This window comes from Pseudogemmobacter sp. TB195, from assembly GCF_058313095.1.
Genome location: NZ_JBZEGG010000005.1, coordinates 126,562 through 145,933 on the forward strand (window position 1 = coordinate 126,562; position 19,372 = coordinate 145,933).

Below are 19,372 nucleotides of genomic sequence, written 5' to 3' on the forward strand. Positions count from 1 at the left end.
TTGATGCAAGACGGATGCGGCGCGCAAGGCGCGGGATACCGCAATTCTGGCCCTGCCCGCTCTGATCCGGTTATCAATGCGGCTGAAATGGACACATCCTTGTGCCACGACAACCAGGATCTGCGCCGCATGACCGCTTTTTTGCGTCTGATGACGCCGGGGATCGTGCGGAGGACGGTGGCTGCCAGTCCGGCAAAGTGCCGCGCTGCCTTAGCTGTGATGACAGGCGAGGCGCGCTTTCCTCACGCAGGAACCGATGCTGCAACGGCGCCTAAAGGCGGCGCGAGACAAGGATCAGATAGAGCCCGCCCAGCAGCCCCGTGGTCAGGCCGATCGGCATCGCGAGGCCGAAAGGCGCATTCTGGCTGACGAGATCCGCGCTCAGCAGCAGGAGGGCCCCGGCAATTGCTCCTGAAACCACCGGCACATCGGGCGAACGGGTCAGCCAGCGCGCCAGTTGCGGCCCGGCCAGCGCGACAAAGGCAATCGGGCCGGTACAGGCCGTCGCAACGGATGCCAGCCCGACCGAGGCCAGCACCAGAACCAGCCGCGTCCGCGCCGGATCCAGCCCGAGCTGGCGCGCGAGATCATCGCCCATCGACATCACCAGAAGCCGCCGCGCATTCCACAAAACCAGCGGCGCGAAGAGGACCAGCCCGGCAAAGGCGGTTGCGACATGGGTCCAGTCGCGCGCAGCCAGTGATCCGGCCAGCCAGATCTGCGCTGACATCGCACGCTCCAGATCGCCCATCACCATCAACAGCGTGTTCAGCCCGGACATCAGCGCGCCCATGCCGATACCGACAAGGATCAGCCGGTAGCCGCCGCCCCCTTCCCGCCCGCCTTTCCGGCCACGCGCCAGCCAGAGGACGACCAGCGCCGTCATCACCCCAGATGCGACCGCCGCCAGCGCGGTCTGCACCGGCCCGGCATTGAACAGGATGATCTGCGCGATTGCGCCGCTTGCCGCGCCGGTGGTGAAACCGATCACATCCGGCGATCCGAGCGCATTGCGTGAGATCGACTGAAACACCGCGCCGGACATGCCAAGCGCCGCCCCGACCATCGCGGCGGTCAGCAGCCGCGGCAGCCGGATGCGCAAGACAAGGCGGTTGATCACATCGGTTTCGGCCTGGCCGGTCAGGCCCGCCAGCGCCCCGGCAGGCGTCAGCCGCATGGTGCCGCTGGCCAGCAGGAAAAGGCCAATGAGCAGGCCGAGGGCGATCAGCAGCCCGCAGACCAGCATGGCGCGGGGGCGCCATAACAGGCTGAGCCCGCCGATCCGCAAGACGCGCTGACCTCCGACTCTCACAGCCGCACCAGCCGGAAACGCCGCGCAACATGGATGAAGAACGGCCCGCCAAGGATCGCCGCGACGATGCCCGCTGCCAGCTCGGCCGGGGGGGCCACGATACGGCCGAGGATATCGGCTGCGGTCAGGATGCCTGCGCCGATAATCGCGGAAAGCGGCAGAAGGCTGCGATTGTCCGGCCCGCTCACGGCCCGCGCCAGATGCGGCGCGACCAGCCCGACAAAGGCAATCGGCCCGGCGCTTGCGGTTGCCGCCCCGGCCAGGATCATCACCGACAGGCAGGACAGCGCCCAGACCGGCCCGGGCCGCAACCCGAGCGCGCGGCCGATCTCGACCCCCATCGACAGGGCATTCAGATCGCGCGCCAGCGCCAGCGCCAGCCCGCCTCCCAGCACCAGGGCCACCCACATCACCAGGGCCACGGCCATGCCGCGCCCTTCCAGCGTGCCCGAGCCCCAGTTGCGGAAGATATCCAGCACATCCAGCCCGGAATTCAGGATCACAAAGCCGGTCGCCGCCCCCAGAAGCACCGAGAGCCCGGCGCCCGCCAGCACAAGACGCACCGGATCGGTGCCCGACCCATGTGCGCGGCCAAGGATAAAGACCGCAACCCCCGCCAGCCCGGCACCGACAAAGCCGAACCAGACATATTGCGTGATCTGGGTCAGGCCAAAAGCCGATGCCCCGAGGACCACCGCCATCGCCGCACCGGAATTCACGCCCAGAAGCCCCGGCTCGGCCAGGGGGTTGCGCGTCACCGCCTGCATAACCGCCCCGGCAAGGCCAAGCGCGGCACCGGCGCCAAGCGCCAGCGCGGTGCGGGGCAGCCGCAATTCGCGCAGCACAAGATGCAGGTCATTGCCGGAATCAAAGGCGGTCAGGGCGCGCCAGAGTTCAGACAGCGGCACCGCGCGTGAACCGATGGCGAGGCTGGCAAGCGACAGCAAGAAAAGCACCGGCAACCCGGCCAGCCAGATCCTTGCGCCCCTCCTGCCGCCATTGCCCGTCATCTGGCGAAATAGCGCCCGATGGTCTCCAGAATATCGCGGCCGGAATAGTAATCGACGCGGAACGAGGTCGGCCCCAGGGGCCAGACCTGGCCGGATTTCACCGCCGGCAGATTGGCGAGAACCGGATCGGCCATAAACGCCGCCACGCTTTCTTCGGTGCCGTTCAGAAGAAAGACCCCTTCGCCGGTGATCGCCGCGCCAAGGTTCTCATGCGAGATGAAATCGAAATCCGAGGCGCGGGTGACATTGCCCGCCATCGCCTCTGGCAGGCCCGTCACGGTGAAGCCAAGGACAGAGAGCAGCCTTGCCTGGGCGCTGGTCGGTTTTGACACTGCGTAAGTGCCGCTGAAATTATAGGATACCAGCGACACATCCCCCGGCGGGATTGCAAGCCGTGCGGCCAGATCGGCGGCCCGCGCGTCGAAATCCCGGATCACCGCCTCAGCGCCCGCCTCATGCCCGGTGGCACGGCCAAGCTGGCGGGCAAGGTCTTCCCAGGACCCCGAGGAATAGTCCAGTACGACCACCGTCATACCCTGTGCGCGCAAGGCCGGGACATAGGGCAGGATCGCATCGCCGCCGGTCGAAGAGGCCACAACCAGATCCGGATCGGCCAGGATCAGCGATTCAATATCAAAGGTCAGATTGCCGTAAAGCTGCGCGACGCCGCGTTCATCCGCCGTCTTCGCCCATTGCAGAAAGAAGCCCTTTTCATCTGTCAGAGGCCCGATCATCGCCATTGATGTCGACTTCACCGGCGCGTCGATTGCCAGCAGGATCCCGGTCAGGCTGGGTGCGGTCGAGGCAATATTGACCGGCTTTGCTGCGATCACGACCTCGCCAAGCGCATCGGTCACCCGGCGCGGCCAGCCTTCTTCGGCCCTGGCAGTAAGGGGGGTGATAAGGGTAAAAACGGTCAGGGAAAGGCGCAGCATAGGGATACCTCTCGTCATTCTCAGACCGGCAGATCGATATCGCCAAGTGTTTCCAGGGTGAGGCCCCGGGCGCGCAGCGCCTCATATTCGGCAAGCCGCGCCCGGTCGAGATCCGAGCTGCTCATCCCCTTTTTCCAGTAGCCAAGCACCTGGAGATCGGCGCGCGCCACGCCGGCCTTCAGCAGATGATTGCGCAGATCGCGCATCTCGACGCGCTCGCCTGCAGCCCAGACCGTCCAGCTATGCGGATCGGGCAGGGCCTTCGCCGCCTGAAGCAAGCTCTGCGCTGATCCCGCCGCGACGCCCGCCGGACGCAGGATAAGATGCAGATCGACCCCGTCAGGACGCGGCAATTCGTCAAAGGCGGCACGGTCCGGTGTCTCGATCCAGGCAGAGCCTCTCAGCCAGGCAGGCCAGGCCATCAGGATCGCATAGACCGCCGGGATCGCGGTTTCATCGGCAAAGATCGCCGCCCGTCTGTCACCCGAGGGCAGCGGGATGAAATGCTGGCGCGGCCCGATCATCGGCAGCACTGTGCCAGGACGCGCGGATTTCAGCCAGCGCATCGCCGGGCTGTCATCCTCATGGATCACGAAATCAATCTCGACCTCGCTGCGAAGAGGATCGAAGGCGCGGATCGTGTAGACGCGCACCACCGGACGCTGCCCCTCGGGCTCCCCGACCGCAATGCGCACGGCCTGGTTCGGCGGCATCCAGGGCGTGGGATCTGCCGGTGCGATCCGGCCGGTGACCCGTGCGACCGAGGCGAAAGGCCTGCTGATCGAGATGACCTCCATCCCGATCCGCTCCATTCCGCGCATATGATCCTCTTCTTCAAGAATCCCGCTGCGGTCTTCGACGGATTCTGTAGTGATCCTGGCCATCTGTTCATCCTCGCGCGCGCCGGCCCAGGGCCTGGTGCGATTTTGCCCCTGTGCTGACGGGGATACTGAAGGGGAATGGCTGGCCCCGGCCGGAAAAGGCATCGGGCGGGCGTAGCTTGTTCCCATATTGCAGAGCGCATCCCGCAATGCAATACGAAGAGCCGCCAAAAAACCCGCCGGACCTGCGGTCGGGCGAGAGGAGAATATGATGCAGCACCGCCTGAGCGCCGAGAATGTGACGCTGCGCTATGAGACGCGGTTGATCTCGCGGGATCTGTCGCTGGAGGTGCCGGACCGTTCTTTCACGGTGATCGTCGGCCCAAATGCCTGTGGCAAATCCACTCTTCTGCGGGCTTTGTCGCGGCTTTTGACCCCGGAAAGCGGGCGCGTGGTGCTGGACGGAAAGGCGATCCATACCCTGCCCTCGCGTGACGTCGCGCGCCGGCTTGGCCTTTTGCCACAATCACCGGTCGCGCCCGAGGGGATCAGCGTGGCGGATCTGGTCGCGCGGGGACGCTTTCCGCATCAAAGCTTTCTGCGGCAATGGTCGCCCCAAGATGCGGCAGCGGTCGAGGCGGCGCTGCGCGACACCGGCACGACCGATCTGGCCGACCGGCCGCTGGCGGAACTGTCAGGCGGCCAGAGACAACGGGTCTGGATCGCAATGGCGCTCGCCCAGGAGACCCCGATCCTTTTGCTGGATGAGCCGACGACCTTCCTCGACATCGTACATCAGGTGGATCTGCTTGAAATGCTGGCACGACTGAACCGTGCCGGGCGCACGGTCGTAGCGGTTTTGCATGAGCTGAACCTCGCCTTCCGCTATGCGACCCATCTGATCGCGATGCGCGAGGGGCAGATCATCGCGACCGGCGCGCCTGAGGCCATCGTCACCGAAGAGCTGATCCGGCAGGTGTTTGATCTGCCGGCGCTGGTGATGCCCGATCCGCTGACCGCGCGTCCGATGGTGATCCCCTGCCCGCGCGCGGCGGATCAGGGCTGATCCAGCGCGCTTTGCCCACCTGTAGCGCGGTTTATCAGCCTCGCTACATCCTGTAGTGCAAGCCGGTCGCCCGGCGCATTCAGTTTCCCCAGATCGGTAACCGAGGTCACCACACAGACCAGTTCGCCCTGGGCATCGAGGATCGGAGCGGCCTGGCCGGTTATACCTGACAGAAGATGGCTTGTCAGTTCGACCCAGCCGGTGCGGCGGATCTGATCAAGCTGCGGGCGCTGCACCGGATCGCCGGCGAAGGCGGCGGGCTGGATCCGGCGCGCGGCCTCGGTCACGGCGCGCGGCAGAAAGGCCTGGAACACCTGACCACAGGCGGAATTGTCGATGGGCAGCACATCCCCCAGCTGCACCGGCGAAATCGCGAAAAGCGCGCTGCGATACCAGCGGACAAGGGTCGGGCCCCGTTCGGTCCAGATCGCGACCCCGCCGCTGATCGCGTGATTGGTGGCCAGTTGCTTCATCTGCATCCCGGCCATTTCGACCGCATCCACCCGGCGCAGCGCCGCAATGCCGATCGAAAGGGCCGCCGCGCCCAGATCATAATGGCTCGAGACCGGATCCTGCACCGCGAGCCCCTCTTTCACGAGGCTCTGCATATAGCGATGCGCGGTCGACCGTCCGGTGCGCGACAGCCGCGCGAGCTCTCCGAGAGGCAACGCACGTTCGGCGGCGGCGAGGATGTTCAGGAACCGCATCGCGACCGAGATCGACTGAATGGTGGTCACCCGCCTTGTATCACCGGCACCGGCATCCTCATCGGGAAAAATCTCGAATTCCATCATCCCTGGGATTCCTTTGCCTCGGGCGGCGGCCATGAAAGACCCTGCAAGATCTTAATGCAGCATGGGCGCCAGGGTAAAGGGCTGCACACAGCAGTCGAATTGACATGCATAACGCGTTATGCAATTCGGAACGCATCATATGCCGCCAGCCCACCGCCCGCCTCCGCATGTGCCTCACCAGAAACCGGGGAACATCATGCCGAACTTTCATCATGGCCGGCTGGCGCGTGGGGCCAGCCTGCTGACCATAATTGCAGCCCTCGCGGCCCATGCCGCCTATGCCCAGGAAACGCCTGTCGATCTGGGCACCATCTATCTGACCGGCGAAAAGCAGCAGCGCGATCTGAAGGATACCGCGAGTTCAGTGACCCTCGTGACTGCAGAAGAACTTGAGCAGGACAAGCCGGGCAAGGATGAGGTCCGCACCGTTTTGCAGGGCACGCCGAACGTCATCTATACCGACAATGTCTCTGCCCCTGTGATCCGCGGCCAGAACTCTGAAGGCCCGCATACCGGCGCTACGGCGTTCTTTGCCGGCACCATGCCGCGCGCGACGGTCAATGTGGATGGCCATTATCTCAGCTGGGCAGAGCTGTATTTCGGCGGCACTGCCACCTGGGATGTCGGCAGCGTCGAGGTCTTCCGCGGCCCGCAAACCACCAGCCAGGGCGCCAATGCCATTGGCGGTGCAATCCTCGTGAATACCAAAGACCCGACCTGGGAGCCCGAGGGCAGCTACCGGCTGGAATTCGGCAATTACAACCAGCGCCGCGCCTCGTTTGCCTGGAGCGGGCCGATCAATGACCAGCTCGCGGCACGGATCGCGCTGGATTACGCGGCGCGCGACACCTTTATCGATTATGTCAGCCCGCGCTTTATCCAGAACGAAATCGGCCAGGATTTCAGCAATTTCACCGGTCGGGCCAAGCTGCTGTGGCAGCCCGCCGATATTGACGGGCTGACGGTCAAACTGACCTATTCGCGCTCGGATGTGACCCGGCCAAGCGCCGAAGGTGCGGCGCAGGACCCCGAATACAGCGATCTGCGTTCGATCACGATCTGGATGCCGGGCTGGGATACGGTGACCGATACTGCTGTGCTGGATGTCGATTACGATCTGGGCAATGGTCTTGTGCTGACCAATAAATTCGAGACCTCGAAATCCGATGTTGAACGCCGCGTCGGCACACCCACCTCCGGTGACGCCAATATGTGGCGCAAGAATGTCTCGAATGAATCGAAGCTGGCTTTTGGCACGTCCGAGGATGTCTTCTCTGGCGTGGCCGGTCTTTACGTCGCCTATAGCGATCAGGATGAATGGCTGAACCAGGGCGGTATTTCGACCTTCAATGACAAGAAGAACCAGCTTGGCGTCTATGCCGAGCTCAGCTGGCGTATTGATGATCAATGGACGCTTTCGGGCGGGCTTCGCTATCAGCGTGACCATCTGCGTCGCACCGGCGATGTCTCGCCGCTCTTTGCCAACAGCGATATCGATTATGACCAGACGTTTGAGGAGGTGCTGCCGAAGCTTACGCTGTCCTATGCGGCAACACCGGACTGGACCGTCGGCGCGATGATCTCAAAGGGCTATAATCCCGGCGGCATTTCGCTGGATCTCGTCGGCACCCGCGACTGGACGAAATACAAGGAAGAGACCGTCTGGAATTATGAACTCTTCAGCCGGGCAAGCCTGCTTGACGAGACGCTCTTCCTGACGGGCAACCTCTTTTATATGGATTACACCAACGCCCAGCACAGTGTGACCCAGATGACCTCGTCCGGGATCAACCAGACCCAGACGCTGAATGCTGAAAAAGCCCATTCCTACGGGCTTGAGATCGGTGCGGATTACAAGCCCGTCGACAGCCTGACGCTGCGCGCAAGTGCCGGTTTCCTAAGGACGAAGATCGACGAGATGTCCTCGGCCAAGGCCTGGGAGGGCAATGAATTTGCCCGCTCGCCCGGCAAGACCTTTACCCTTGGCGCAAGCTGGGATGCGAGTGACAAGCTGAAACTTGGTGGCCAGGTGCGCTTTATTGACGGCTATTATTCCAATACCGCCAATACACCGGCCTATGAGGTGGACAATTACACCCTCGTGGATATCCATGCGAGCTTTCAGCTGCGCGACAATCTTGAAGTCTATGGCTATGTGAACAACCTCTTTGACGAACGCAGCCCGACCCTGCTCGAGGCCGCGCGCGGCACGGTGGCCTTCACGCAGGGCTCGATGACCTCGCCGCGTATGTTTGGCATCGGCATTCGCGGCACGTTCTGAGCCATCGCGACAGAAACTGCGGCCGGCCCGTCTCTGGGCCGGTCGTTTCATGAACTGACGAGGCAGGGCGATGAAGCTCCGACCGAAACTCTGCATTGGGATCTCGCTGGCGCCGACCTGGCTGTCTGGCGAAGGCTGGCGGCTGGATGGCAGCGGCATCGAGGGTCTTTATTCCAGCGATTTTGCACTGGAGACCGCACAGCGCGCCGAGGCCGCCCATCTCGATTTCGCCTTCCGCCCCGATGCGAGCTTTCTGCCTTTGGCGATCATGGATCAGTCCTTTGGCTTTTCCAGCCTGGACGCGACTTTGCTGATGACTTCGGTTGCACGCGAGACGCAGCGGATCGGCCTCGTGACCACGATCTCGACCACATTCGGCCATCCCTATCAGGCCGCGCGGCAGCTGATGTCGCTGCACTGGCTCAGCGAGGGCCGCGCCGGCTGGAATGTCGTGACCGCCTTGCAGGGCAATGAGAATTTCGGCGCGGCCGAGATGCCTTCCTCGGATGCGCGCTATCTGCGGGCGCGTGAATTTACCGATGTCGTGCGCAAACTGTGGTCCAGCTTTCCGTCCGGGGCGCTGCTGGTTGACCGCGAGACCGGGCGCTATGCCGATACCGATCTGATCCTGCCGATCAACCATCGCGGCCAGGGGTTCGAGGTTAAGGGGCCGTTGAACCTGCCGGCATTTCCCGGACCGGGGATCCCGCTGATGCAGGCGGGCGGGTCGGCCACCGGTATCGATTTCGCGGGCGAGGTGGCGGATATGGTCTTTGGCATGACCCCCGATCTGGCCACGGCGCAGCAGATGCGCAGCCAGCTTTCCGCCCGCGCTATGGCGCATCGCCGCGCGCCGCGTGATATCCGGCTTCTGCCCGGGCTCAGCCTCTATCTGGCCCCGACCCGCGAAGAGGCGCGCGCGCTGTTTCAGGACAACCACCGCCGCGTCGGACGCGCGCAGCGTCTCCAGCGCATTCAGGAAGCCATCGGGCTGGATCTGAGCAGCTGGCCTGACGATCGCCGCCTCACCCCGGCCGATCTGCCGAAAACGCATCACTCCATGCGGTCTGCCAGCCATCGCGCGCTGTTGCAGCGGATCGTGTCTGACGCGCAGCCGACAGTCGCCGAACTGCTGGCGCGGCCCGAGATCCTGTCATCGGTGCATTGGCAGATCGTCGGCACCCCCGAAGACGCGGCCCGGGAAATCGCCGTCTGGCATGAGGCGGGCGCGATAGACGGCTTTATCGCCGTGCCCGGCGGCTCGCCCGAAAGCCTGCGCCTGACGCTGGAGGACCTGGTGCCGAGACTGGTCAGCGACGGGCGCTTCCGCCGGGATTATGCCGGCGACACATTCTTTTCGCATCTGACGGAGGACTGATCCGGGCGCCGGTCCGGGCCAGGGCTGTCCGGGCTCAGAACCGGGTGGTCAGGCCAAGATGGAGCCGACGATCTTCGGGCAGGACATCGCCCTCATGCCGGTCGTTCAGGTTGTAGACCGCCAGCACGCCACTGACCCGGTCGCTGAGCTCAAAGCTCAGGCCCAGATCGACGATCACATGCGCAGGGATCTGCGACTGCCGTCCCGAAGCGGGCGCGCGGCTGCGGGCACGGGCCTGACCCCAGAGGTTCAGCCGACCTCCCGCCTGCCAGTCGAGCGAGAGAGTCAGCATATGCAGCGGCAGGTTGTGAAAGCGTTGCCCGACATTGCGGCCCCGGGTCACGCGCGACTCCGAATAGGTATAGCTCGCGGCGATATTCCAGTCGTCCAGGGTCAGATCCAGCGCCAGCTCGGCCCCGCTGAGCTGCGCGCTGTCATCGTTGATATATTGCGTCACGGCAACATATGGCGTTCCGTCCAGCAGGCAGCCCGGCGCCTGGCCGGTCGGCGTGCGGCACAGATCGGCCCGGGCGATCCGGTCGTAAAAACGGCTGTGCCAGAGCGTCGCGCCCAGGTGCAGCCCTTCGGGTCCGGTCCAGATCAGGCCAAGCTCGACATTGGTGCTGCGTTCCGGCCGCAACGAGGAATTGCCCCGGTCGCGCGACCGTCCATCGCCGCCCGAGGGCTCGGCCACACCATCATCGGCCTGTTTCAGCGCAGGCACCTTATAGCCGCTGCCAATGCCGCCTTTCAGCACCAGATCCGGTGTCATATACCAGATGAAAGAGGCGCGCGGCGTCAGGGCGAAGCCGTATTTCTGGTTCTGATCGGCGCGCAGGCCAAGGGTCAGCGTCACGTCCTCACCCAAAGGCAGCGCGCCTTCCAGAAAGACCGAGTGATGCCAGCGATGCAGGCGCGGATTGGCCAGATCGGGCAGCCGGTCGGGGTCGTGCCTTGTGCGCTCGCGGCGGTATTCATAGCCGAGGGTGAGGTTGCGCCGCCCCTCGCCCAGGGTGGTGCGGGTGTTGAAGACCAGCGCATCATGGCCGCTTTCGTTGCCCGACCGGAAGTCGGTCGCCTCCCATTGCAGGAAGCTGGTGGTCTCGCGGTTTTCGCCCCAGCCGATGCGATGTGACAGGGCCGTGATGCGATCGGTCACTTTGGTATCGGCATGGCTGCGCGCAGACAGGGGGCTGCGGCTGAAATTAACGCGGCTTTCCTGCAGGCTCAGCTCAAGGCTCTGATCCGCCACAGGGGTCCAGCGCAGCCGCAGGCCCGATATGCTGCGCCGCGCCGCGCCGAGGCCCTGGCTCTGATAGCCCGCGCTGATCCGGTCATCCTCCTGACGCACCGTGAGCGATGTAAACAGCGCAAGCCCCAGCCGCCCCTGGACCAGCGGCCCGCCCAGCCAGACCCGCGCCTCATGGCTGTTCCCTGAGGCCGGATCACTGGCCCTGCCAAAGCCCAGCATGGCCTCGCCGCCCCAGATCCCGGGAATGTCGCGCGAGATCACATTGATCACGCCGCCCGCTGCAGCTGACCCGTGCAGCGCCGATAACGGGCCCCGGATCACCTCGATCCGGTCCAGCGCCAGGAGGGGTGGCAGGAACCCGATCCGCGTGTTCAACCCATGGCCGTTATAGCTGGCCTCTTCCGAAGCGCTGAGCGGTCGGCCGTCGATCATCAGAAGCACATAGCTTTGTCCCATGCCCCGCAGGGAAATCGCCGGCAGCCCTTCGCGCCCCGGGCCGGGCACATAAAGGCCCGGAACGCTGCGCAGCGCATCGGCGAGGCTCGCCATCGGGCGGGCTGACAGTCCTTCTGCCGGGATCACGGTCACCGAGGCCGGTGCATCAATCAGATGCTGCGGCTGGCCGCTCGCTGTCAGGACGATGGTCCCGAGATTCTCGGCCGCTGATACCGGTGCCGCCGCAGGCAGCGTGACGACAAGGCTGCCATCCGAGGTGAACCTGTACCCCGCGCCGCTGCCCGCGAGCACCTGATCCAGCGCCGCCTGCAACCCTGTAATGCCCCGGATCGCCGGAGCCTTCAGTCCGGCGCTGTCGCCTTTGATCAGAACCGAAATGCCCGCGCTTTCGCCGATGCGGGTCAGCGCACGCGCCAGCGGCAGGGCGGGCTGATCAAAGGTCGCGACCGGCTCGGCCGGTGATGGGACCGGGGTAAGGGATATAATGCACAAGGCCAGCGCCGCCGCGCGCAAAACACTGTCGCGCGCGGCCCGGCAATAAGGCGGCGACGCGGGGCAATATGGTCTGGCGCGGCTGGCTCGCATCCTGTCCTTTTTCTGGCCCTGCCCGGCACGGGCCTTTGCCTGACCTTCACGCATGAGGCCATGCCCCACTGAACCCGCGCCCTGGCGGATTGTTGGCAATATCGCTGGCGGGACGCGAGGGCTGGCAGGCGATGTCGCTGGCCCCGGCGGCTGGCGAAAGGGTCACATCAACAGATTGCCACCCGGCAGGGCGAAGATGCGAAAGCCCATCGCCTCTGAAAGCGCCTGTAATTCGGCGCCGGTATCGGAGAGGCTGATACTGCCCGAGATCTTGCGATCGGCCAGCGCCGCATCCCCGAAAAGGATCGCGCCGGCGCCATGGCGGGCCAGCACCCCCGCGACTTCGCGCAGGGTAACATCGTAAAAGATATAGCGCCCGTCGCGCCAGGCCAGCGCCTCGGGCGCATCAGTGCCGGCAAGCTGCGGCGGTTCGCCAGGACGCAGGCGCATTTGCTGGCCGGGGGTCAGATACATCTCGTCGAGGCCGGGCGCGGTGACCGCGATACTGCCCTCTTCCAGCGAAATCTCGACGCAATTGCCGCAATCGCGAACCCCGAATTGCGTGCCAAGCGCACGGATTTCGGTCTCGCCCAGCTGCACGGTAAAGGAGCGGCCGTCTTTTTCAACATCGAACCAGGCGGCACCGGTCAGCAGCGTCACCCGGCGGCTGTCGCTGTCAGCGGTGAAATCCAGCGCCGAACCGCCATCAAGCAATGTACGGCTGCCATCCTGCAGCGCGAAATCACGGATCTCGCCCGCAACACTGACGTGATCCGCCACCAGCCGCAGCCGCAGATCCGGGCGCACCTGGTTCAGCCAGAATGCGCCCGCCAGCGAGGCCGCCAGCGCGAGCCCGGCGCCGGCCCGCCAGAGCCGCCGCCCTGCAGGGCGCAGTGGAACGACCTCAACCGGCACCTCCGCCGCGAGATCAGCGCCCACCAGACCGGCAATCTGCCAGGCCTGTTGCGCTTTGGCAAAAGCTGCGGCGTGGCGGCTGTCGGCCGCAAGCCAGGCGCGGAAAACCCTGTCCTGCTCCAGCGCCGGATGTGCGGTCACAGCGACCAGCCATTCGGCGGCCTCATCGCGGATCTGATCCTGGGAAACGGGGTTTTGCGCCAAAAGAACCGGCCTCATTCGCTGCGCTGGTGGGCGGGGCTGTCTGCGGGGGGATCTTCAAGCGCGCGGGCACAGCGCGCCACCGCTTTCGCCATATGCTTTGCCACATTGCGCTCTGACATGCCACAGCGGCTTGCGATTTCCTGGAAGGTCAGGCCCTCGGCCCGGTTCATCAGGAACAGCCGGCGCGTCGTTTCCGGCAGGTCGCGGATCGCGCGTTTTACCGCCTCCTGCGACTGGCGCGCAGCGATTTCCGCAAAAGCCGGATCGGCGGGCGCGGCTTCGGGCAGCGCGCTGCTGGTATGGCTGTCACGTACCTTTTCGCGCCGCAGATGGTCGATGGCCGCATTCCTCGCGGAACGGCTGAGAAAGGCAGAAGGATTGCCGGAAAACGCACCTGTCACCCCGCGCGTCCGTTCCCAGACCCTGAGGAACACCTCATGGACCAGGTCGCGCGCAATAGCGGGATTGCCCGTTCGCCGCGCAATCTGTCGCTCAAGACGGGCGCTCTCCTCGCTGTAGAGGCGGCCGATTTCGTCGGACTCGGTGGAAGACATCAGGGGCGCCAGAGGATCCGGAACAGGGATGAAGGATCTGGCATAGAGGGGCGCGAGCGCCCGCATCCGGCTGGAGCCAGACCCTATTTCGCGCCCCGGGGCCTGTCCACCGGCTGCGACGGTTACGGCGGGCCCGGACAGGTCTCTGTTGCATATTGGCGCCATTTTTCGCGCCCCGTCACAGGTTATGCAAAGGCGCGGCAAAAAACCGACAAAAAAACTTTGCGCGGTGGTTCAGTGACTGCCCGCCTGCCGCGTGAACCCTTCATGAAACCGAATTTTGCTCCGGGCCCAATCTGGCCCGGATGGGGGGATGTGATGAGAATCAACCACAAAATCAGGGCCGGGCTGTTGTCCTGCCTGCCCGTCTGGGCCTTTGCGCTGGCCGTGATCGTGCCGCAGACGGCGGTGATGGCCCAGACCGGAAAGGCCGGCGAAGAGGAAGAAGCGCAGAACCTTGGCACCATCGTTCTGACCGCGACCGGCCAGGCGCAGGCCCTGCCTGACGCGCCGGCGACCATCACCGTGATCTCCGGCGAAGAGATCGCCTCGCGGCCCTATGCCTCGATCGCCGATGTGCTGCGCCGGGTGCCAGGCGTGGTTGTGTCCTCGCCATCGGCGCGCTCCGGCGCCGAGACCATCTCGATCCGGGGCCTTGGCGAAAGTTATGTGCTGACCTTGGTCGATGGCCGCCCCATCGGCAATTCGCAGGAGGCGACCTATAACGGCTTCGGCTCCGGCCTCGCGATGTCTTACCTGCCGCCGCCTTCCGCCATCGACCGGATCGAGGTGATCCGTGGGCCGATGTCGTCGCTTTATGGCACTGCGGCCTCGGGTGGCGTGATCAATGTCATCACCAAACCGGTTGCCGATGTCTGGTCGGGCTCGCTGATGCTGGGGAATTCGACCTGGCAGGACAATAACGCCGGTTCTGCGCATGAGGGGCGGTTCTATCTGAGCGGGCCGCTGATCGAGGGGCGCCTTGGCCTTGCGGTCTATGGCTCGATCTATGACCGCTCGAAGCCTGCGCTGCAGGTGGCCGGCACCGGCGCGCGCCCCTCGCAGGATACCGAACGCAAATCCCTCGGGGCCAGGCTGACCTGGATGCTCGACGACAATCAGGGCCTGGATTTCGAAGTGGCGTCCGGCACCTCCGACACTGTGAACCTGACCCCCGGCGGCACCCCCGGCGGCGTGAAGGTCGAGCGGATGAACTACGCGCTTGGTCACAAGATCACCTGGGGCGAGGGCTATGAAACCAACAGCTTCGTCACCTATGAAGATGTCGATTTCAGGAACGGCACCAATGTCTCGGGCTATGAGCTTTGGAACCTGAATTCGAAAACCAATGTCAGTTTCGGGCGCCATGACCTGACACTGGGCTTTGATTACCGCGACGAGACCACCCGCCATTCGCCGAACCGCGTCAGCGTCAATCCGGTGATGACGCGCTGGAACCGGGCGGTGTTCGGCGAAGACAATTTCCACCTGACCGATGATGTGACGGTGACCTTCGGCCTGCGCTATGACGAGAACGAGCGCTATGGCTCGCATGTCACGCCGCGCCTCTATGCGGTCTGGCATGCCTCTGACGCGCTGACGATCAAGGGGGGTGTCTCGGGCGGCTATAAGACGCCGTCGCTGAAACAGGCCGACAGCAATATCTTTGAACCTTCCGGTGGCGATGGCCGGGCACGCGACCAGGGCAATACCAGTCTGAAACCCGAAGAAAGCACCAATTTCGAGATCGGCGCGATCTGGGAATCGGAAAGCGGCGTGCAGATCGGCCTTACCGCCTATCACACCCGCTTCAAGGACCGGATCACGACCGAGCGGATCTGTATGAACCCCGCCGATCCTGTCAATTACCCCGGCCTGCCCACCAATTGCGGCATGAACACCCCCACCGATCCGATCAAATGGATCAACCAATATGTGAACCGCGACGCGGCAGAGCTGAACGGCGTCGAGGCAACCATTGACTGGGTGCTGGGCGATGTCGGCTTCAACCTGAACTACACCTATGCCGACAGCAAGGTGACCAAAGGGGCGCGCACCGGCACCAGGTTCAACAACAGCCCGCTGCATGTCGCCAATCTCGGCATCGACTGGCAGGCGAATGAGGCACTGTCGGTCTGGGGCAATTCGCAATACCGCAGCGCGTCCTTCGACGCTGGCAACAGCAGGATCAAGGAACATGCGATCTTTGATATCGGGCTCGATTACGAGTTCAACGAGAACGTCAAAGGGTCGGTCGCGGTCTATAATATCGGCGACACGACCTTCGGCTCCACCAATTACAATGATGGCCGCCGCTTCTTTGTCGGGCTGACCACCACCTTCTGATCCAATCCGATCCCGGCCCCTCACACGGGGGCCGGACGCTTTCTCACTGATCTTCCAGGAGCCGTCATGACCCGCCTTTCCCGCCCTGTTCTCGCGCTTGTCCTTCTGATGGGCAGCAGCTCGTTTGTCGCCGCCGATGCGGTGTTTGATGCGCCCGCGCCCTTTACAGGCCAGGTTTCCTTCTCGGGGCCGAACCGCAGCCCGGCCTATGCCGGCGGCGCGGTCGAGGTCTCGGGCGAAGGCTTCGCACCTGGCCAGATCGTCACCCTGAGCCGCGGCGGCGATCTGATTTCGCCCGAGGGCCTCAGCGCCGATCAGGAGGGCAAATTTTCCTTCCCGCTGACCTTGCCGGCGGATGCGGTGACCGGCCAGCACCTGATCGTGGTCGAGGCCGAAGGCCCCGACAGCGCCGCCGTGGTCGATCTGAAAATCTCGCCCGAGATCGCACTTTCGGGGGGCGAAAAATACACCAGCCTCAGCGTGAAGACCGCGCCGGGCGTCTATCAGGTCGCCCATAGCGCCAAAAATGGCACCGTTTTTACCGCATCTGCCACCGGGCGCGGCGACAAGGGCACCTCGTCCATCGTGAAATTCGACGCGACCACGCTGGAGAAACTGGCCGAGGCCTCGCCCTATTTCGACAAGGAAAACGGGCTTTACGGCGCCTTTGGCATCGCGGTGGATGACGAGAATGGCACGGTCTGGGTCACCAATACCCGTACCTCTTCGGTCGCGATCTATAAGCAGGATGACCTGACGCTGGTGAAACAGTTCGAACCTGGTTCGGTCGAAAAGCCCCGCGATGTGGTGATCGACCAGGCGCGCGGTCGGGCCTGGGTGTCGACCCATCGCACGCGGATCGAGGAATTCGATCTGAAAACGCTGGAGAAGCTGGAAGGGTTCGAGGTGCAATCGGCCGAACGTGGCGGGCAGTTCGGCACCATGAGCCTCGTTCTTGATGCCGATAAGGGCCAGCTTTACACCGTGTCGCTGCGCACGCCGGAAGTGGCCCGGATCGACCTTACCAGCCGCGAGACCATCATCATCCCGCTGCCGGGGGCGAAGACCGCGTCTGGCGTGGATATCGACCCGGCCAGCGGGCGGATCTTCATCGCCTCGCAAGGCAGCGATGACGTGATCGCGCTGGATACTGATGGCAAGGTGCTTTTTGACACGCCGGTCGGCGCGCAGACGCTGAATGTGGTCTTTGATGCGGTTTCCGGCCAGCTTTATGTGGCGAACCGGGCCTCGGACACGATCACCGTGGTTGATGCGGCGACGGGGGCGATCAGTGCTAATCTCGACGGCCATTCCTTCCCGAACCACCTCGCGGTGACCCCCGAAGGTGTGGTCTTCGCGGTCAACAAGGCGCGTGGCCCCGAGGACGCCAAAGCCGATCAGCTGACCCGGATTGCCCCCGCAGAGTAAGCGGCTCCCCCCCACTGCGGCGCATCGCTCCCGCGCCGCAGATCTCCCGCGCCCGGACCTCGCCCGGGCGCGGGGGTGTTTCCCCCCGCAGCTTTCCCGATCCGGATCCCGATATGCCAGCCCGCGCGCGCCAGACCGAAGCCGTAAGGCCAAAACCCGAAGATGAGGGATTGCGCTACCCGCTCGCAGTCGCCTCGCGCAGTCTTGCGGCCCTGGCGGGGGGCTATCTGCTGGCGAACCTCTTCGTGCTGGCCTTCCGGGCGCAGGTGCCGATGGAGCCGCGTGACGCAGGCCAGCTTGCGCTGATGCTGTCCTTTGTCGTTTTTGCGCTGGCCGCGATCTGGGCCTTTGCGACCCGTGACGTATGGCGCGCCTGGGTCGGCATTCTGGTGCCGGTGGCGCTTTGTGCTGCCCTGTGGTGGTTCGCCCCGGAGGCAGGCGCATGAAAAACGGCTTCCGTCAGTCTATGGCCTGGCTGCACACCTGGACCGGGCTTTTGCTCGGCTGGCTCCTGTTCGCGATCTTCCTCACCGGCACCCTGGCCTATTTCCGCACCGAGGTGACCTGGTGGATGAAGCCCGAGCTGCACGCTTCGAGGGTCTCCGAAGATCCCGTGGGGCTCGCCATGTCGCGGCTGAAGGAGCTGGCACCTGCGGCGGCGTCCTGGTCGATCACCCTGCCCGAAAGCCGCAGCCCGGTGCTCTCGGTTTCCTGGGCCAACCCCGGCGAGGCCCCGGGCCGGCGCGGCGCGCCCGCGACTGTGCTTGATGCCTCCACCGGCGAAATCCTCACCCCGCGCGAGACGGCGGGGGGCGATTTCCTCTACCGTTTCCATTTCGAATTGCACGGATTGCCGCGCGAGCTGGCGCGCTGGTTTGTCGGCATCGCCACAATGGCAATGTTCATCGCGATCATCTCGGGCGTCATCACCCATAAGAAAATCTTCAAGGAATTCTTCACCTTCCGCCCCGGAAAGGGCCAGCGCTCCTGGCTCGACATGCATAATATGACCGCTGTTCTGGCGCTGCCTTATCATATCATGATCACCTTTTCCGGGCTGGTGCTGTTTGTCGCCACGCTGATGCCCTTTGTGATCGAGCGCGGCCCTGCGCGTGGCCCCGCGCCTGCCCAGGAGATCGCAGAAACCCTGCCGCCACGCCCGCTGCCTGAGCTGACCTCGCTTGCACCCCTGATGAAGCAGGCCGAAACCGCCTGGGGCGGCATGCCGGTCGGGCGGATCCAGATCGAAGACCTCGACACCGACCGGCCCGAGATCCTCCTGATCCCGCTCCGCCAGTCGGTGGTGACGGTGCAGAGCGGCTCTGGCTCCAACGGGTCCGAACGGATGCGGTTTGACGGGTTGAGCGGCGCGCTGATCGAGGCCACCGGGCGGCCCGACGCCTCGACTGTCGCAAGTGTGAATATGGCGCTTGGCGCGCTGCACCGGGCGCGGTTTGCCGATACGGGACTGCGCTGGCTGTTTTTTCTCGCAGGCGTCGCGGGCACGGTGATGGTCGGATCGGGTCTGGTGCTCTGGGTGTCGAAACGCGCGCAGAAACATGCGAAATCCGGCGTGCAGCCCTTTGGCCTGCGGCTGGTTGACCGGCTGAATGTCGGCGCGATATCCGGGCTGACAGTGGCGACCGCCGGCTATTTCTGGGCCAACCGGCTGATCCCGGCAGGGGTGGAGGATCGGGCAGGCCTCGAGATTCATGCCTTTTTCGCGATCTGGGCGCTGGCGCTGATCCACCCTTTCCTGCGCGCGCCCGCGAAATCCTGGTGTGAACAGTTCGGCCTTGCGGCAGTGCTTTTGCTGACGCTGCCGATCCTGAACGCGTTCACCGGTCCGTCAAACCTGGTCCGGGCGCTGTGGCAGGGCAATATGGTGCTGGTCTCAGTCGAGCTGATGGCGCTTCTCAGCGGGTCCGCCTGCCTTTACGCAAGCTGGAAGGCGCGGCCCGGGCGGCAGAAACAACCCACGAGGCGCGTCCGCAAACCGGTAGCGCCCCCTGCCCCCCAGATCGCCGGAGAATGA

Annotated in this window: 15 protein-coding genes; 7 read left to right on the plus strand and 8 right to left on the minus strand. The window is 64.5% G+C overall.

All coding sequences use genetic code 11. The annotated features are described in order from the left end of the window. Positions 1–271: 271 nt before the first annotated feature. Genes AC4FS3_RS07400 through AC4FS3_RS07415 form a run of 4 tightly spaced genes read right to left on the minus strand, consistent with a single transcriptional unit; the run spans position 272 to position 4,141 of the window. Complete coding sequence (locus AC4FS3_RS07400) at positions 272–1,312, minus strand: FecCD family ABC transporter permease (protein WP_491019991.1); 1,041 nt, start codon at positions 1,310–1,312, stop codon at positions 272–274. Further along, positions 1,309–2,322, minus strand: coding sequence for a FecCD family ABC transporter permease (locus AC4FS3_RS07405; protein ID WP_491019992.1), 1,014 nt, complete (start codon positions 2,320–2,322; stop codon positions 1,309–1,311). Before AC4FS3_RS07405 ends, AC4FS3_RS07400 begins: the two co-directional genes overlap by 4 nt. Continuing rightward, on the minus strand, positions 2,319–3,257 hold the full coding sequence (gene fepB, locus AC4FS3_RS07410) for a Fe2+-enterobactin ABC transporter substrate-binding protein (protein ID WP_491019993.1): 939 nt from the start codon (positions 3,255–3,257) through the stop codon (positions 2,319–2,321). The genes AC4FS3_RS07405 and fepB overlap by 4 nt, the downstream gene beginning before the upstream one ends. Before the next feature lie 20 nt (positions 3,258–3,277). Beyond that, positions 3,278–4,141 (minus strand): siderophore-interacting protein, encoded by an 864-nt coding sequence (locus AC4FS3_RS07415; RefSeq protein WP_491019994.1) that lies wholly within the window; start codon positions 4,139–4,141, stop codon positions 3,278–3,280. 205 nt (positions 4,142–4,346) lie between these two features. Here AC4FS3_RS07415 and AC4FS3_RS07420 point away from each other — a divergent pair, with 205 nt between their 5' ends. Then, entirely contained in the window at positions 4,347–5,144 is a 798-nt protein-coding gene (locus tag AC4FS3_RS07420; protein WP_491019995.1) for an ABC transporter ATP-binding protein, read from the plus strand. Here the strand turns inward: AC4FS3_RS07420 and AC4FS3_RS07425 are convergent. Then, positions 5,135–5,938 carry an IclR family transcriptional regulator gene (locus AC4FS3_RS07425; protein ID WP_491019996.1) on the minus strand — a complete coding sequence of 268 codons (804 nt, stop codon included), beginning with the start codon at positions 5,936–5,938 and terminating at the stop codon, positions 5,135–5,137. The genes AC4FS3_RS07420 and AC4FS3_RS07425 overlap by 10 nt on opposite strands. Before the next feature lie 196 nt (positions 5,939–6,134). Between AC4FS3_RS07425 and AC4FS3_RS07430 the strand changes: the two genes are divergently transcribed. Next, positions 6,135–8,219, plus strand: a complete 2,085-nt coding sequence (locus AC4FS3_RS07430) for a TonB-dependent receptor (RefSeq protein WP_491019997.1) — start codon at positions 6,135–6,137, stop codon at positions 8,217–8,219. A 70-nt stretch (positions 8,220–8,289) separates the two neighbouring features. Next, positions 8,290–9,597 (plus strand): NtaA/DmoA family FMN-dependent monooxygenase, encoded by a 1,308-nt coding sequence (locus AC4FS3_RS07435; protein ID WP_491019998.1) that lies wholly within the window; start codon positions 8,290–8,292, stop codon positions 9,595–9,597. Between the two features lie 34 nt (positions 9,598–9,631). Here the strand turns inward: AC4FS3_RS07435 and AC4FS3_RS07440 are convergent, their stop codons facing one another. The 3 genes from AC4FS3_RS07440 to AC4FS3_RS07450 all read right to left on the minus strand — a co-directional run bounded on the left by AC4FS3_RS07440 (position 9,632) and on the right by AC4FS3_RS07450 (position 13,563). Continuing rightward, complete coding sequence (locus AC4FS3_RS07440; protein WP_491019999.1) at positions 9,632–11,890, minus strand: TonB-dependent receptor; 2,259 nt, start codon at positions 11,888–11,890, stop codon at positions 9,632–9,634. A gap of 162 nt (positions 11,891–12,052) precedes the next feature. After that, complete coding sequence (locus AC4FS3_RS07445; protein WP_491020000.1) at positions 12,053–13,009, minus strand: FecR family protein; 957 nt, start codon at positions 13,007–13,009, stop codon at positions 12,053–12,055. 11 nt (positions 13,010–13,020) lie between these two features. Next, positions 13,021–13,563 carry an RNA polymerase sigma factor gene (locus AC4FS3_RS07450; protein WP_283179441.1) on the minus strand — a complete coding sequence of 181 codons (543 nt, stop codon included), beginning with the start codon at positions 13,561–13,563 and terminating at the stop codon, positions 13,021–13,023. 318 nt (positions 13,564–13,881) lie between these two features. Here AC4FS3_RS07450 and AC4FS3_RS07455 point away from each other — a divergent pair, with 318 nt between their 5' ends. The 4 genes from AC4FS3_RS07455 (at position 13,882) to AC4FS3_RS07470 (ending at position 19,372) form a co-directional block, all read left to right on the plus strand. Next, positions 13,882–15,909, plus strand: a complete 2,028-nt coding sequence (locus tag AC4FS3_RS07455; protein ID WP_491020001.1) for a TonB-dependent receptor domain-containing protein — start codon at positions 13,882–13,884, stop codon at positions 15,907–15,909. 66 nt (positions 15,910–15,975) lie between these two features. Further along, on the plus strand, positions 15,976–17,337 hold the full coding sequence (locus AC4FS3_RS07460; protein ID WP_491020002.1) for a Vgb family protein: 1,362 nt from the start codon (positions 15,976–15,978) through the stop codon (positions 17,335–17,337). Positions 17,338–17,450: 113 nt separating this feature from the next. Further along, entirely contained in the window at positions 17,451–17,783 is a 333-nt protein-coding gene (locus tag AC4FS3_RS07465; RefSeq protein WP_491020003.1) for a DUF3649 domain-containing protein, read from the plus strand. Then, positions 17,780–19,372 (plus strand): PepSY-associated TM helix domain-containing protein, encoded by a 1,593-nt coding sequence (locus AC4FS3_RS07470; protein ID WP_491020004.1) that lies wholly within the window; start codon positions 17,780–17,782, stop codon positions 19,370–19,372. Before AC4FS3_RS07465 ends, AC4FS3_RS07470 begins: the two co-directional genes overlap by 4 nt.

Coding starts and splice junctions, on each gene's coding strand:
- AC4FS3_RS07405 (WP_491019992.1), bottom strand. CDS start 2,322: ATGACGGGCAATGGCGGCAGGAGGGGCGCAAGGATCTGGCTGGCCGGG.
- fepB (WP_491019993.1), bottom strand. CDS start 3,257: ATGCTGCGCCTTTCCCTGACCGTTTTTACCCTTATCACCCCCCTTACT.
- AC4FS3_RS07415 (WP_491019994.1), bottom strand. CDS start 4,141: ATGGCCAGGATCACTACAGAATCCGTCGAAGACCGCAGCGGGATTCTT.
- AC4FS3_RS07420 (WP_491019995.1), top strand. CDS start 4,347: ATGATGCAGCACCGCCTGAGCGCCGAGAATGTGACGCTGCGCTATGAG.
- AC4FS3_RS07425 (WP_491019996.1), bottom strand. CDS start 5,938: ATGATGGAATTCGAGATTTTTCCCGATGAGGATGCCGGTGCCGGTGAT.
- AC4FS3_RS07430 (WP_491019997.1), top strand. CDS start 6,135: ATGCCGAACTTTCATCATGGCCGGCTGGCGCGTGGGGCCAGCCTGCTG.
- AC4FS3_RS07435 (WP_491019998.1), top strand. CDS start 8,290: ATGAAGCTCCGACCGAAACTCTGCATTGGGATCTCGCTGGCGCCGACC.
- AC4FS3_RS07440 (WP_491019999.1), bottom strand. CDS start 11,890: ATGCGAGCCAGCCGCGCCAGACCATATTGCCCCGCGTCGCCGCCTTAT.
- AC4FS3_RS07450 (WP_283179441.1), bottom strand. CDS start 13,563: ATGTCTTCCACCGAGTCCGACGAAATCGGCCGCCTCTACAGCGAGGAG.
- AC4FS3_RS07455 (WP_491020001.1), top strand. CDS start 13,882: ATGAGAATCAACCACAAAATCAGGGCCGGGCTGTTGTCCTGCCTGCCC.
- AC4FS3_RS07460 (WP_491020002.1), top strand. CDS start 15,976: ATGACCCGCCTTTCCCGCCCTGTTCTCGCGCTTGTCCTTCTGATGGGC.
- AC4FS3_RS07465 (WP_491020003.1), top strand. CDS start 17,451: ATGCCAGCCCGCGCGCGCCAGACCGAAGCCGTAAGGCCAAAACCCGAA.
- AC4FS3_RS07470 (WP_491020004.1), top strand. CDS start 17,780: ATGAAAAACGGCTTCCGTCAGTCTATGGCCTGGCTGCACACCTGGACC.